The sequence below is a fragment of the Pyxidicoccus sp. MSG2 genome (assembly GCF_026626705.1).
Taxonomy (GTDB): Bacteria; Myxococcota; Myxococcia; order Myxococcales; family Myxococcaceae; genus Myxococcus.
Map to the genome: position 1 here is coordinate 9,899,334 of NZ_JAPNKC010000001.1, position 15,490 is coordinate 9,914,823.

Below are 15,490 nucleotides of genomic sequence, written 5' to 3' on the forward strand. Positions count from 1 at the left end.
GCGAAGGCCCCAAGGGTGGTGTCCCGCACTCGCGCCAGCAGGGCGGAGAACGACTCCCGCGACGCGAGCCGGGCACGAAGCGGCAGCGTGTTGACGAAGAAGCCGACCAGGCCCTCGAGCTCGGTGCGGTTCCGGCCGGCGATGGGCGAGCCGATGACGAAGTCCTCCTGGCCCGTGTAGCGGCTCAGCAGGAGCTGCCAGGTGGCAAGCAGGGCCATGAAGGGCGTGACGCCCTCACGGTGGCACAGCGCCTCGAGGGCTTCGGACACGGGCGCGGAGAGCTGAACGCGCAGCAGCGCACCGCGCGAGGACTGCACCGCGGGGCGGGGCTTGTCGGTCGGCAGCTCCAGCGAGCGCGCCGCTCCGGCCAGCGCTTCACGCCACCAGCCCAGCTGCTCCTCCAGCACGTCCCCCCGCAGCCACCCGCGCTGCCAGACAGCGAAGTCCGCGTACTGCACCGGCGGCTCCGCCAGGGGCGAAGGCTGGCCGGCGGCAAGGGCGGGGTAGAGCGCCGCCAGCTCGCGCACCAGCACGCCCATGGACCAGCCGTCCGAGACGGAGTGGTGCAGGGTGAGCGCCAGCACGTGCTCGTCGGGTGCCAGCTTCAGCAGCGCGACGCGCACCAGCGGCCCCGTGGACAGGTTGAACGGGCGCAGCACCTCTTCGTTCACCCGCCGACGGGCCTCGAGCTGGCGCTGCTCCTCGGGGAGGCCGGACAGGTCCTCCATGGACAGTGGCAGTGGCAGGGCGTCATGGATGCGCTGCACGGGGCCTTCCGGCTCGCCGTGGAAGGTGGTGCGCAGCGACTCGTGGCGGCGCACCAGCTCGGTGAGGCTGTGCACCAGCGCATCGGCATCCAGCGTGCCCCGCAGCCTCAGCACCGCGGGCATGTTGTAGAGCGGGCTGGCCGGGTCGAGCTGGTCCAGGAACCACAGTCGCTGCTGCGCGAAGGACAGCGGCAGTGCGCTCGTCCGAGGCACCGGCAGCAGGGGTGGGGCCTGCGGCGCTCCCACGGGCTGCGCCTCATCCAACCTGCGGGCGAGCGCCGACAGCGTGGGCGCTTCGAAGATGACCTGCAGGGCCAGCTCCACGCCGAAGGTGGCGCGGAGGCGCGAGATGAGCTGGGTGGCCAGCAGCGAGTGGCCGCCCACCTCGAAGAAGTGGTCCTCCGCGCCCACGCGCTCCACGTGAAGCAACTGCGCCCAGAGCGCGGCCAGCCGCTCCTCGGTGGGGGTGCGCGGGGCGACGTAGACGCCGGCGGGACTGGCGCTCTGCTCTGGCAAGGGCAGGGCCTTGCGGTCCACCTTGCCGCTGGAGCTGAGCGGCAGCGCCTCCAGCACGGCGATGGCGGCGGGCACCATGTACTCGGGCAGCCGCTGCTGGAGCGAGGTGCGCAGCGCGGCCGTGTCCAGCTCCTCCCCGGGCGACGGCACCACGTACGCCACCAGCCGCCGCAGCCCCGGCGCGTCCTCGCGCACCATGGCCACGGCCTGGCGCACGGAGGGGTTCGTCTCGAGCGCGGCCTCCACTTCTCCCAGCTCGATGCGGAAGCCGCGCAGCTTCACCTGCGAATCCGTCCGCCCCAGGTATTCGACCTCGCCATCGGCCCGCCAGCGCACCAGGTCTCCGGTGCGGTACAGGCGCGCACCGGGCTCGGTGCTGAAGGGATGGGGGATGAAGCGCTCGGCGGTGAGGTCCGCGCGGCGCAGGTAGCCACGCGCCAGTCCCACGCCGCCGATGAACAGCTCGCCGGGCACGCCCACGGGCACCGGCCGCAGGCGCGCGTCCAGCACGTACAGCCGCGTGTTGGGCCAGGGCTTGCCGATGGAGGACTCGGCAGCGGAGACAGACTCCGGGGTGATGGAGGCGCACACCGTGGCCTCGGTGGGCCCGTAGGCGTTGAGCAGGGTGCGGCCCTGGCTCCAGCGCCGGGCCACCTCGGCGGGCAGCGCTTCACCCGCGGAGATGACGGTGCGCAGCAGGGGCAGCTCCTCGGGCGACAACTGCGCCAGCACCGAAGGCGTCAGGGTGACGGTGGTGACCTCCCCTTCACGCAGTAGCGCGCGCAGCGGCTCGTCCGGCAGCAGCCGCTCCCTCGGCGCCATCACCAGGGTGGCGCCCGCGAGCAGCGGCGCGAAGATTTCGAGGATGGCGGCGTCGAACGTCGGCGAGGCGAACTGCAAGGCGCGGCTGGACGTGGAGAGTCGGTGGGCCCGCACCGCGGCAAGCACCGAGTTGCACAGGCCACGATGACCCAGGAGCGTGCCCTTGGGCCGGCCGGTGCTGCCCGAGGTGTAGATGACGTAGGCCAGCTGGCTGGCGAGGACGTCCACGCCGGGCGCGGTGGTGGGGTGCCGGGAGATGGCCCTGGCGTCGGCATCGAGGCAGCACGGCACGCAGGCCAGGGACGCGGGGAGCTGGTCGAGCAGGTCCTCGTAGGTCACCAGCACCTGGAGGCCGGAGTCCTCCAACATCAGGGTGAGGCGCGCGGTGGGATGGGCCGGGTCCAGGCAGAGGAAGGCGCCGCCCGCTTTGAGGATGGCGAGCATGCCCACCACCAGCTCCGCCGAGCGCTCCACGCACAGGCCCACGAGTACCTCGGGGCCGACGCCCAGCGCGCGCAGGTGGTGCGCGAGTTGGTTGGCGCGCTCATCGAGCTGCCGGTACGTGAGGCGCTCGCCCTCGAAGACCAGCGCCTGTGCGTCCGGAGTGCTCCGGGCCTGGACCTCGAACAGGGTGTGCAGGCACGTCTCGCTCGGGAAGTCTGCCGTGGTGTCGTTCCACTCCACCAGCAGTTGGTGGCGTGCGGCGGCTGTCAGCAGCGGCAGCTCGGACAGGCGCAGGTGGGGGTTGCCCAGTGCGCCCTCCAGCAGCAGTTGCAGATGCGTCACGAAGCGGCGGGCCGTCTCTTCGCGGAACAGGTCCGTGGCGTACTGCAGGGTGCCGGACATTCCTTGCGGCGTGTCGGTCAGCACCAGCGTGAGGTCGAAGCGTCCCGCGCCGCCTTCGACGGGCAGCGGCTGGACGCGCAGCCCCGGTACCTCCAGCGCGCCGGTGGGCATGTTCTGGAAGGTGAAGTTCACCTGGAACAGCGGGGAGCGCGCCGTGTCCCGCTCGGGCCTCAGCTCCTCGACGAGCTTCTCGAAGGGCAGGTCCTGGTGGGCATGCGCTTCCAGTGTGGTGTCGCGCACGCGCGCGAGCAGCTCGCGGAAGGTGGGGTCTCCGTGCAGGCGCGTGCGGTACACCAGCGTGTTGACGAAGAAGCCGATGAGGCCTTCCGTCTCGCTCCGGGTCCGGCCCGCCATGGCGCTGCCGACGCTCACGTCGTCCTGGCCCGAGTAGCGGGAGAGCAGGGCCTGGAAGCCGGCCAACAGCACCATGAACGGCGTGACGCCCTCGGCCTGGCAGAAGGCGGCCAGGGCCTTGGAGATGGGCAGGAGGACGGGAACGGCGTCGCCGCGGAAGGACTGCACCGGCGGGCGCGGGAAGTCCGTGGGCAGCTCCAGGGCCGCGGGGGCTCCTTCGAGCTGCTGGCGCCACCAGCCCAACTGCCGCTCCAGGACTTCGCCCTTGAGCCACTGCCGCTGCCACACGGAGTAGTCCGCGTACTGCACCGGCAGCGGAGGAAGCGCCGGGGGCTGGCCGGAGGAGAAGGCCCCGTAGAGGGAGACGAGCTCCCGTACCAGCACGCCCAGGGACCAGCCGTCCGAGACGATGTGGTGCATCGTCACCAGCAGCACGTGCTCGTGCGAGTCGAGGCGCAGCAGCGAGGCACGCAGCAGGGGGCCCGTGGAGAGGTGGAAGGGGCGCAGGGCCTCGGCGGTTGCCAGCCGACGCGCTTCGGTCTCGCGCGCGTCTTCGGGCAGGTGGCTCAGGTCGGCGACGTCCAGCGGCACGGCGGCGGGCGGCGCGATGACCTGGGCGGGGCCGCCAGACTCTTCGCGGAAGGTGGTGCGCAGCGACTCGTGGCGGTGCACCAGCGCTTCGAAGGTGCGCCGCAGGGCCTCGGTGTCCAGCGCGCCCGACACGCGGAGCGCTGCGGGGATGTTGTAGGCGGGGCTGTTGGGCTCGAGCTGGTCGAGGAGCCACAGGCGTTGCTGCGCGAAGGAGAGCGGGGGCGGCGCCGTGCGCGGCACGGGCACCAGGGGCGGCGCGAGCGGGGTGGAGTCCTGGGGCGCGGCGGCCTCGAGGCGACGGGCGAAGGCCTCCAGGGTGGGTGCCTCGAACACGGCGCGCAGGGGCAATTCCACGCCGAAGGCTCCCCGCACGCGGGAGATGAGCTGCGTAGCCAGCAGGGAATGGCCGCCAGATTCGAAGAAGTGCGCCTTCACGCCCACGCGGGGCAGGTGCAGCACCTCGGCCCAGAGCGTGGTGAGCTTCTCCTCGGTGGGGGTGCGCGGGGCGACGTACTCGGACGCGGAAGACGCGGCGTCAGGGACGGGCAGGGCCTTGCGGTCCACCTTGCCGCTGGGCGTCAGCGGGAAGGCGGCCAGCACGACGAAGGCCGACGGCACCATGTACTCGGGCAGCTTCTCGTGCAGGCGCTCGCGCAGCGCGCTGACGTCCACCGCCTCCGGACCACCCCGTCCCACGACATACGCCACCAGGCGCTTGTCGCCGGCCCTGTCCTCGCGGGCCATGACGACCGCCTGCTGCACGGCGGGCTGCTGCTCCAGCGCGGACTCGATTTCACCCAGCTCGATGCGCAGGCCGCGCACCTTCACCTGGAAGTCGGCCCGGCCCAGGTATTCGATTTCGCCGTCCGCCAGCCAGCGCGCCACGTCGCCGGTGCGGTACAGCCGTGCGCCCGGAGTGTCGCCGAAGGCATCCGGGATGAAGCGCTCCGCCGTCAGCTCCGGCCGGCCCAGGTAGCCGCGCCCCACCTGTACGCCGCCGATGAACAGCTCCCCTGGCACGCCGATGGGCACCGGCCGCAGGTGCGAGTCGAGCAGGCGAATCTGCGTGTTGGCGACGGGACGGCCGATGAGCACCGAGCGGTGTGGCTCGTCGCGCACGCACGGGTAATAGGTGACGTCGACGGCGGCCTCGGTGGGGCCGTAGAGGTTGTGCAGGCCGGCGGCGGGGAGCCGCTGCAGGCAGCGCTGCGCCAATTCCAAAGGCAGGGCTTCGCCGCTGCACACCACGCGCTGGAGGGAGGTGCACCGCTCCAGCCCCGGCTCCTCCAGGAACACCTGGAGCATGGACGGTACGAAGTGCAGGGTGGTGACACGCTCGTCGGCGATGAGGCGCGCGAGGTACGCGGGCTCCTGGTGGCCGCCGGGCCGAGCCACCACCAGCCGTGCGCCCGTCATGAGAGGCCAGAAGAACTCCCAGACGGACACGTCGAAGCTGAAGGGCGTCTTCTGCAGCACCGTGTCGGCCGCCGTGAGGCCGTACTCCTGCTGCATCCACAGCAGGCGGTTGACGACGCCGCGGTGCGCGTTCATCGCGCCCTTGGGTCTGCCGGTGGAGCCCGAGGTGAAGATGACGTAGGCGAGAGCCTCAGGGCCGGCGAGCGGTTCGGGGCGGGACTCCGGCTGGCGGGCCACGTCCGGCCACTGCGAGTCCAGGCACAGCAGCCGTGCCTCATGCGCGGGCAGGCGCGACAGCAGCCGCTCCTGCGCCAGCAGCACGGCGGGTCGCGCGTCTTCGAGCATCCACGCGAGGCGCTGGGCCGGGTAGTCCGGATCGAACGGGACATATGCGCCACCGGCCTTCAGCGTGGCCAGCAGGGCCACCACCATCTCCAGCGAGCGTTCCAGGAAGAGGCCGACGCGCACCTCGGGGCCCACGCCCAGCGAGCGCAGGTGGTGCGCGAGCTGGTTGGCGCGCGCGTCGAGCTGCCGGTACGTGAGGCTCTCGCCCTCGAAGCACAGCGCCACCGCGTCGGGCGTGCGCTCCACCTGGGCTTCGATGAGCGTGTGGAGGCACGCGTCCGCGGGGTAGTCGGTCCGGGCGCCGTTCCACTCGCGCAGGAGCCGGCGCTGCTCGGTGCCGTCCATCAGCGGCAGCTCGGCCAGGCGCGCCTCGGGCCGGTCCACCACGCCTTGCAGCAGCGTGTGGAAGTGGCCCAGCAGCCGCGCCACCGTGCCCTCATCGAAGAGGTCCGTGCTGTATTCCGCCGTGAGGCGCAGGCCCTTCGGGTCCTCGGCGACAATCAGCGTCAGGTCGAAGCGGGCCGCGCCTCCGTCCACCGGCTGCGCGTGCATGAGCAGGCCGGGGAGCTGCACGGGCGGCAGCGGCGCGTTCTGCAGGACGAACATCACCTGGAACAGCGGCGGGACGTTGAGGTGGCGCGAGGGCTGGAGGACCTCCACCAGCTTCTCGAAGGGCAGGTCCTGGTGGGCGAAGGCGCCCAGGGCCGTCTCGTGGACGCGGCCGACCAGCTCGTGGAAGGTCGGGTCGCCGGACAAGTCGGTGCGCACCGCGAGGGTGTTGACGAACAGGCCGATGAGGCCCTCGAGGTCGGCGCGAGTGCGGCCGGCGATGGGCGTGCCGACGGTGACGTCGTCCTGGCCGCCGTAGCGGTGGAGCAGGACGTTGAAGGCGGCGAGGAGGACGGAGAAGAGGGTGCGGCCCTCGCTGGCGCCCAGCGTCTTGAGGGACTGAGCCAGGGCCGAGGGCAGGAAGACGGTGTGGCGCGCGCCACGGGCGGAGGAGGTGGCGGGGCGGGGCCTGTCGCCCGGAAGCTGGAGCACGGCGTTGGGGTCCAGCCGCTGCCGCCAGTAGGAGAGCTGGGTGTCCAGCGCTTCGCCTTGCAGCCACTGACGCTGCCAGGAGGCGAAGCTGGCGTACTGGAGCGGGAGCGCGGGCAGGGGCGAGGGCCGTCCGGCGACGAAGGCGCCGTAGAGCTCCGTCACCTCGCGCACCAGCACGCCCATGGACCAACCGTCGGTGACGATGTGGTGCAGACCCAGGAGGAGCACGTGCTCGTCGGCGGCGAGACGGAAGAGCACCGCATGCAGCAGCGGCCCCTTCTCCAGATCGAAGGGCCTGCGCGCCTCCGCGTGCAGGCGCTCCTGGACTTCGTCCTCACGGACGTCCACCACCGTCAGGGGCAACTCGAGTGCCGGGGCGATCTGCTGGAAGGGCCTGCCGTCCTGCTCGACGAAGGTGGTGCGCAGGGTCTCATGGCGGCGCACCAGCTCGTTGAGGGCGCTGCGCAGGGCTTCGTCATCCAGCGCTCCGGAGAGGCGGACGGAGACGGAGACGTTGAGGGTGGCGCTGCCCGGAGCCAGGCGTTCCTGAATCCACATCCGCTCCTGGGCGAAGGAGGCGGGGGCGCGCTGGGGTTGACGGTTCTTCTCGCGCAGCAGCTCGGCGAGCCGCGCGCGCTTCTGGTCAGGAGTCAGGGCCATGACGAGGGGTCTGGTTCTTTCGAGCTACGCACAGGAGCGGCAGCTGTGTGCCGACTCACCGAGTCGCGTTGACCCGCGCAGCCGGGTGTTCATCGAGTTGGGGTACGTCAGTCCTGGAGCTGTCCCAAACCGCGGGCATGCGATGCGCTCTTCCGCAACGCTCGCGTCTCAGGATGCCTCATTGTCGCGCACTCGTTTACTTATTGGATACGGGGGGACGGCGGCCGTCTGGCTGCGTCACGGCGCCCGCGCCCGAAGGGTGAGGGCACCGTCGCATTGCCCTTGGGGACGCACCGGTAGGGCCCGCAATTGTCGTGCGCCAGTGCCGTTACTGGCGGTGAAGAAGACGTCCCGGCCGGCGCGAACAAACCCCTTCGGGTCCGAGCCCTTGTCCCCGGGCGCGAGCTCATCGAGCGGCACCGTCCCCTCCGGCCTGCCATTGCTCATCCACGGCTCGCGGCCGCGCCCCGGGGCCTCGGCGCTGAAGAACAGGTTGCCCTGGATGGCCGCCAGCGCCTCGGGTGCTGAACTGGCCGCTCCGGGCGCGAGGTCCGCGAAGAGGCGCGTCCCCGCGTCCGTGCCATCACTCACCCACAGCTCGCGCCCATGCATGCCGTCGTCCGCGGTGAAGAAGAGGCGGGAGCCCATCGCCGTGAGGTTCCTCGGGGACGAGTCCGCCTCTCCGGCCCGGACGTCCTTCACGCGCTGTGTTCCCTGCTCCGTGCCGTCGCTGCGCCACAGCTCCGCGTCCGTCCCCGCATCCCCGGTGGCGCTGAAGTACAGGTGCCCACCCATGGCCACCAGGTCGCGCACGTCTCCAAGCTCGCGCACGAGCACCGGCGCGCCGCCATCCGTCGCCATCAGGTGCAGCATCGGGTCGTGCAGGTGCCCCATCACGAAGAACAGGCGCCGGCCCACCGGCGTCAGCGACTCCAGGATGCCGCCCTCGGCGTGGATCCGTGCCACTTCGACGGCAGGCGCCTTTCCATCCGTGCGCATCAGCGCCGTGGTGAGTCCCTGGAAGTGCGCGAGGAAATAGAGCGCGCCATCGCCCCCTGGCGTCAGGCGGTCCGGGGAGGTGCCCTCGACGCCCGGGTCGAGGTCCTGGACCAGGGTGGTGCCCTCGGCCGTGCCGTCGCTGCGCCACAATTCGCGGCCGTGCTCCGGGTCGCTCGCGGCGAAGTAGAGCAGGCCGTTGTACGCGGAGAGGGACTGGGGCTCGGACCCCGTCGGGCCGGGCCAGACGTCCTTCACCCTCCGGGTGCCTCCCCCGGTGCCGTCGCTCACCCACAGCTCCCGTCCGGACTCCGCGTCCTCGGCGGCGAAGAACACCCTGTCTCCCACCCTGGTGACCTCCGAGGGCCCGATGCCGGTCGGCCCCGGTGGAAACTCCCGCACCGGACGGGAGCCCGGCTCCTGCGTGCCGCTGCTCGTCCACACGCCCGCGTCCGTGACGAAGATGAGGGCGCGCTCGCCGGGCACCATCTCCAGCACGCCCGTGTCCGACTGTTGGGGGGCGGGCCCCACCGCGTGGGCCATGCGCCCGCAAGGTGTCCAGGGCAGGGACTCATCCGGAGGGGACGGAACCGGCGGAGGCTTGCCGCCGTGATGCGAGGAGCAGCCGGACAGCATCGCGAGCACCAGGGAGAGCGGACGCCAGCACCTCATGAGGTTCTCCTCGGCCCGAACGGTGGATGGTTGAAGCGGAGTCCCTCGCGTACTCGCGGGCAGGGGCAGTGTCAGTCACCCTCCAGTGGCGGTCCGCATCACCGGGCCCACGCTTCCCCAGACCCGGGGTCGATTGGCACGCGCGCCCTCCCATCTAGGGTCTGCCTCTTCAACCGGCAGCAGCAGGGCTCGGAGGCCGCCATGTCGTGGAGACCCGTCTTCCTTCGGCCGCGGGGACTCGCGGCCTGGCTCGTCGGCCTGGTGGCGCTGGCGCTTCCCGCACGGGCCCAGACGCCCGCGGACGTGGGGCAGTGGTCCAGCGTCATGACCTGGCCCATCACCGCCACCCACGCCAGCCTGCAGCCTGACGGCAAGGTGATGTTCATCGGCGAGTTCGACGAGGGGAACCTGCCTCCACGGCGCTGGGACCCGGCGACCAACGCCGTCACCTCGCTGCCGTTCCCCGGCTACAACATCTTCTGCTCCGGCCACTCCTACCTCGCCGACGGCAAGCTGCTCTTCAGCGGTGGGCACATCACGAGCGACGTGGGGCTCAACGACGCGAGCCTCTTCGACCCCTTCTCGTCCTCGTGGATCCGCCTGCCGGACATGAACGCCGGGCGCTGGTACCCCACCAACACCACGCTCTCCAACGGGGACGTGCTGGTGCTCTCCGGAGAGATGAACGGCAGCGGTGACATCAACACGCTGCCGCAGCGCTTCCTGGCGGCCACCCGGACCTGGAAGAACATGACCACGGCCCGGCTGACGCTGCCGCTCTACCCGAAGATGTTCCTCGCCCCCAGTGGGCGGCTCTTCTACGCCGGGCCGGGGCGGGCCAGCCGCTGGCTGAGCACGGCGGGCACGGGCACCTGGAGCACGGGCCCCTCCAGCAACTTCGGCACCCGGAGCTACGGGCCCGCCGTCTACGTCGATGCCCGCGTGTATGTCATCGGAGGAGGAGACCCGCCGACCGCCACCACCGAGGTCATCGACCTCAACCTGGACACGCCGACGTGGCGCTACGTGTCCTCGATGGGCACGCGCCGACGCCAGCACAATGCCACGCTGCTCCCCGACGGCACGGTGCTCGTCACCGGCGGCAGCTCGGGCAGCGGCTTCGACAACGCGAGCAATCCCGTCTTCCAGGCCGAGCTGTATGACCCCACCGCCAACACCTGGAGGCCGCTCGCGAGCAACACCGTCTACCGGGGCTACCACTCCACCGCGCTGCTGCTGCCGGACGGACGGGTGATGAGCGCGGGCGGCCGCAACAGACCCACCGCGGAGGTCTTCTCGCCGCCCTATCTCTTCAAGGGCCCGCGGCCGACCCTCGCCGCGGCCCCGGACACGGTGATGCCCGGGACGACCTTCACCGTCTCGACACCGGATGCGGCGCGCATCAGTAAGGTGACGCTCATCGCTCTCGGCTCCACGACGCACACGTTCGACGAGAATCAGCGGCTCAACACCCTGAAGTTCACCCGTGGCACCGGCAGCCTCACCGTCACCGCGCCGTCCTTCAACAGCCGGGCGCCGCCGGGCTTCCACCAGCTCTTCCTCGTGGATGACGCGGGAGTGCCCTCGGTGGGGCGCATGGTGAGGGTGCTGCGCAGGCCCACCGTCGCGGCCGGAGCCCGCCAGGACGAGGGGGAGCAGTAGCCACGAAGCCCTCCCTCCCCGCATCGGCCCCGCGCGGAGGATGAGGCGCGGGAGTCCTCACGCCTCACGCCTCGTTGGCGGCATCATCGGCCCCGCGCGGCGGATGTCGCGTGGGAGGCCAGTGGAGGCGTGAGCATGACGGGGCCAGGAGCCAGGAGCTGTGCGGCGTGCGGGCGCGCCATCGCCGCCCGCGAGGTGTACTACCGCTTCAAGCTCGTCCTCGAGGGAGAGCAGGACGTGCTCGACACGCCCCAGGCCGGTGGGGGTGGCCCGGAGGAGGACCTCGACGCGCTCGTCCGCAGGCTGGAGGAGGGGCCCGAGGACGCGCGCGAGCTGGAGGAGCAGGTTCACTGGGAACGCGCGGGTGTCGTGTGCACGGCATGTCGCTCGGTGGTGGTGCGGATGCTCGCTCCTCCTGCCGGGGACGCCGGACCGCATTGACGGTGCGCGGCACTCCAGGATGGCCATATTTCCTACCGGCCGTGTCCCGGGCACAACCTGCTGCTGTTGCAATTGCCAACCGCCAACATCTTCCGTGCCGACACGCACGATGAACAACGCGAGGCGCTCCCACTTCTCGCACACGGTGGACAGGTTTGTTAGGACCGGGAGGGCCCGCCCGTGCGGCAACTCCCCTCCGGTCAATGCCAGTGGTGCCCATGAAGACAACGCACAGACTGGTGGTCTATGGCTGTGGAGGGCACGGGAAGGTGGTTGCCGACATTGCGTTGTCCCTTGGACTGAACATCGAGGGCTTCGTCGATGACGCAGCGCCCGCGGGCGGGACGGTGTTCAACCTGCCCATCCTCGGTGGTGCGGCCTGGCTCGAAGCGCGCCGGTCCGAAGTGTCGGTCGCCCTGGGCATTGGTGAGAACCACACACGCCGCCGCATCTTCGAGTGGTGCAACCGGCTCGGGCTGACGATTGCCACCCTGATTCACCCCACGGCCGCCCTGTCCGCGTCCGCCCGCGTGGGGGCCGGGGTGGTCGTCATGGCCCAGGCCGTCATCAACCCCGATGCCTGCATCGCCGAAGGGGCCATCATCAACAGCGGCGCCATCGTCGAGCACGACTGCGAGGTCGGCGCATTCGCCCACCTCTCGCCGAATGTCACGCTCGGGGGCACCGTCCGAATCGGGGCGCTCGCCCACCTCGGTCTGGGTGCCGCCATCCTTCCCGGCAAGGTCGTTGGAGACGAAGCCGTGGTGGGCGCTGGCGCCGTGGTCCTCCGCGATGTTCCACCTCGCGTTGTCGTGGTGGGCGTTCCGGCGCGCATCCACCGGGAGACGTGCACCTGAGCGCGGTACACCCCCCGCCCTGGAGGGCAGGGCGTCTGTCGTCTGGTCGTGGCTGCCTATTCCCTTAGGACACCGGCCCCCGCGCGGGTGCGTGCGCACCCTTCGAACCCTGAGCCGGGGGCTTCGCGGGCCCTGACGCTTGAGCGGGGAGGCTGGTGGTCGTTGATGAGGCGTGTCCTGCTACTGGCCGGGCTGCTGTGCTCGAGCGCATGCGCGTGGGGCCCCGGCATGCACATGGACGAGGACGCCTTCCGGCAGCGGTACGCGGGGAAGGCGGACGCGGGCGCGGATGGCGCATACGAAATCGTCCCCATCACCGCCGACCTGCTCGTCAAACAGCTCGACGCGCGCCGGAAGGCGCCGCCCGTGCGGCTGGAGGACCCGCTGGCGAAGGCCGCGGCGGACTACTCCTACCGGGTGGCCCCCCACGACGTGCTGAGCGTCATCGTCTATGACCACCCCGAGCTCACCATCCCCGCGGGCGAGTTCCGCTCCGCCGAGTCCAGCGGACACCCGATAGCGGCCGACGGGACGGTGTTCTTCCCCCACGTCGGAGTCTTCCCCGTCGCGGGCATGACACTGCCCGAGATTCGCGACCTCCTGACGCGGCGCCTGTCTCCCGTCATCGAGAAGCCCCAGCTCGACGTGCGCGTGGCGGACTTCCGCGGGCAGAAGGTCCAGGTCACCGGCGAGGTGGTCGCTCCCAGCACCGTCCCCATCACCGACGTGCCCCTGCGCGTGCAGGACGCCATCGCCCAGGCAAAGGGGTTCACCCAGGAGGCCGACCTGCGCGCCGTCGTGCTCACCCGGGGCGGCAGGACGTTCACCCTCGACGTGCAGGCGCTCTATGAGGAGGGCGACATCCGCCAGAACTGGCTCCTGCAGGACGGCGACATCCTCCATGTCCCGGACAGGAGCCAGAACAAGGTCTTCGTCCTCGGCGAGGTCCGCAGGCCCTCCTCGCGCGTCATGGTGAAGGGCCGGATGACGCTCGCGGAGGCCATTGGCGACAGCGAGGGCTTCGACCCCGTGACGTCGAATCCGTCGAAGGTCTACGTCCTCCGCGGCAACTTCGACCGGCCCTCCATCTACAAGCTCGATGCCGGCTCGCCGGACGCCCTCCTGCTCGCGACGCAGTTCCAGCTTCAACCCCGTGACGTCGTCTTCGTATCGGCGCACGACTTGACGCAGTGGAACCGCATCATCAGTCAAATCGAGCCAACAGTTCGTCTACTCTGGGAGACGGTACAAATCGGAGACAGGACCATCATCTTGACGCCGTGATGATGGGCCACTCCAGCGGCCGCAAGGCCTCCGCTCGCTCCAGCACCGGCAGTTCGACAGAGGACACGCTCGACCTCGGTGCCCACCTGGGCATCCTGCTCGAGTACCGCGTGTCGATTGTGGCGACCCTGGTCGCCACGCTGCTGGTGGGGGCCTTCTACATGGCCTTCGCCACGCCGACCTGGCGTGCCAACGCCGTCCTGCAGATTGAGCAGGAGGACAACAAGGCGGGGGGGCTCGAGGAGCTGTTCGGGAACTTCCCCGGGCAGGTTGCCACGGAGATGGAAATCCTCAGCTCGCGGGAGCTGCTGGGCCGCGTGGTGGATGAGGTGCGGCTGGACGTGGCGGCCGAGCCCCGGCACTTCCCGCTCGTGGGGGCGGTGCTCTCCCGAGGCCATGAGGGGCCCGGCCTCGCCGCGCCTCCGTGGTCGGGCCTGGGGAAGTATGCCTGGGGCGGTGAGCGCATCCAGGTGGACAGGATGGAGGTGCCGCGTGCGCTGGAGGACGTTCCGCTCACGCTCGTGGCACGGGAGGCCGGCGCGTACACGCTGCTCGGCCCGGACTCCACCCCACTGCTCGAAGGGCACGTGGGCACTCCCGCCACGACGCCGCCCGACGCGCCCCGGGCCGTGGAACTGTTCGTCACCGAGCTGCGGGCCCGCCCGGGGACCCAGTTCGACGTCAGCCGGCGCTCCCGCCTCCGGGTGGTGGAGTCGCTCCAGCGCGCGCTGCGCCTGAGCGAGAAGGGCCCGGGGACCGGTGTGCTCACCGTGTCCCTGGAGGGGCCGGACCCGGAGGGAATCTCCGCGACGCTCAAGGCCCTCGTGACGGGCTACGTCCGCCAGAACGTCGAGCGCAGGAACGAGGAGGCCGAGAAGGCCCTGGCGTTCCTCGACAGCCAGCTGCCCGGCCTGCGCACCGAACTGGAGCTCGCGGAGGCGGCGCTGAGCGCCCACCGCTCGGGAAAGGGGATGGTCGACCGCGAGCAGGAGACCAAGGCCATCCTGGACCGCGGCGTCGAGCTCGATGACACCATCGCCCAGCTCGAGATGCAGCGCACCGAGCTGCGGGAGCGCTTCACCGCGAGGCACCCGAGCGTCAGGACGGCGACCCAGAAGCTGACGCGACTGAAGGCCGAGCGGCAGGCCATCTCCGCCCGGCTCAAGGCCATGCCCGCGGCGGATGCGGAGGCGGCCCGGCTCCAGCGGAACGTGGAGGTCACCAACGCGCTCTACCTCCAGCTCAACAACAAGGCCCAGGAGTACCGCGTCCTGAAGTCGAGCACCGTCGGCAACGCGCGCATCCTCGACCCGGCGGTGGTGTCGCGTGAGCCCGTGAGCCCGTCCCAGCCGGGCGTGCTCGCGGTCAGCATCGTGCTGGGGTTGACGCTGGGCATCGGGCTCGCCTTCACCCGGCGGGCGGTGCACGGCGGCGTGTCCGCCCCCGCCACGCTCGAGTCCCGGCTCGGGCTTCCCGTCTTCGCCTCCATCCCGCTGGGCAAGAGCGCCTCGGCCCGGGCCCGGGGGCCGCGCACCATCCTGGCCCGGACGCACCCTCGCGACGTCGTCGTGGAGAGCCTCCGCGGCCTGCGGACCAGCCTCCAGTTCGCGATGAAGGACGCGCCCAACAACGTCATCGCCATCACCGGGCCGAGCCCGGGCGTGGGCAAGTCCTTCATCGCCGTCAACCTGGCCTGGGTGCTGGCGGATTCCGGCAGGCGCACCCTGCTCGTGGACGCCAACCTGCGCGGAGGCTGGCTCCACCGCTGCTTTGGCGCCGAGCGCGCGCGAGGCCTCTCCGAGCTCATCCTCGGCACGGCCGAGCCGGACGAGGCGATACAGCCCGTCCCCGGACAGCGCCTGTCCTTCCTGCCCACCGGCGCGCTGCCGCCCAACCCCGCCGAGCTGCTCCTGAGTGACAGGTTCGCCGCGCTCGTGGCGTGGATGTCCGCCGAGTACGACCTCGTCCTCTTCGACACGCCGCCCATCCTCGCGGTGACGGACGCGGCGCTCGTGGGCCGGCACGCGGGGGTGAGCCTGGTGGTGGTGCGCGCGGGCGCCCACCCGATGCGGGAGGTGGCCGCGGCCGTCAAGCGGCTGGAGCTCAACGGCGTCCAGCCCCGGGGCGTCATCTTCAACGGCGTGTCGCGCTCGCCGCGGGGCCGCGCGGTGAGCGGCATCTACCAGTACGAGTACCCGACGGCGGGCTGAGCAGGGGCGG

7 protein-coding genes (1 of these 7 running past the window's edge) are annotated in these 15,490 nt (G+C 71.2%); 5 read left to right on the forward strand and 2 right to left on the reverse strand.

Annotated elements, in window-relative coordinates; all coding sequences use genetic code 11:
• On the reverse strand, positions 1-7,358 hold the beginning of the coding sequence (locus tag OV427_RS38585) for a non-ribosomal peptide synthase/polyketide synthase (RefSeq protein ID WP_267861229.1). Its footprint begins 38,203 nt before the window's first position; 7,358 of the gene's 45,561 nt are visible here — the first part of the coding sequence; the start codon lies at positions 7,356-7,358; the stop codon falls past the left edge of the window.
• A 237-nt stretch (positions 7,359-7,595) separates the two neighbouring features.
• A complete protein-coding gene (locus OV427_RS38590) occupies positions 7,596-9,026 on the reverse strand; it encodes an ELWxxDGT repeat protein (RefSeq protein ID WP_267861230.1) in 1,431 nt (476 codons plus the stop codon).
• Positions 9,027-9,227: 201 nt separating this feature from the next.
• Between OV427_RS38590 and OV427_RS38595 the strand changes: the two genes are divergently transcribed.
• The 5 genes from OV427_RS38595 to OV427_RS38615 all read left to right on the forward strand — a co-directional run bounded on the left by OV427_RS38595 (position 9,228) and on the right by OV427_RS38615 (position 15,480).
• The gene (locus tag OV427_RS38595) at positions 9,228-10,688 is read left to right on the forward strand and encodes a galactose oxidase-like domain-containing protein (protein ID WP_267861231.1); all 1,461 of its coding nucleotides are present in this window, start codon (positions 9,228-9,230) and stop codon (positions 10,686-10,688) included.
• 135 nt (positions 10,689-10,823) lie between these two features.
• The gene (locus OV427_RS38600; RefSeq protein WP_267861232.1) at positions 10,824-11,129 is read left to right on the forward strand and encodes a hypothetical protein; all 306 of its coding nucleotides are present in this window, start codon (positions 10,824-10,826) and stop codon (positions 11,127-11,129) included.
• Positions 11,130-11,347: 218 nt separating this feature from the next.
• The gene (locus OV427_RS38605; RefSeq protein WP_267861233.1) at positions 11,348-11,986 is read left to right on the forward strand and encodes an acetyltransferase; all 639 of its coding nucleotides are present in this window, start codon (positions 11,348-11,350) and stop codon (positions 11,984-11,986) included.
• A gap of 165 nt (positions 11,987-12,151) precedes the next feature.
• On the forward strand, positions 12,152-13,270 hold the full coding sequence (locus OV427_RS38610; RefSeq protein ID WP_267861234.1) for a polysaccharide export protein: 1,119 nt from the start codon (positions 12,152-12,154) through the stop codon (positions 13,268-13,270).
• Entirely contained in the window at positions 13,270-15,480 is a 2,211-nt protein-coding gene (locus OV427_RS38615; protein ID WP_267861235.1) for a polysaccharide biosynthesis tyrosine autokinase, read from the forward strand. Before OV427_RS38610 ends, OV427_RS38615 begins: the two co-directional genes overlap by 1 nt.
• Positions 15,481-15,490 lie beyond the last annotated feature (10 nt).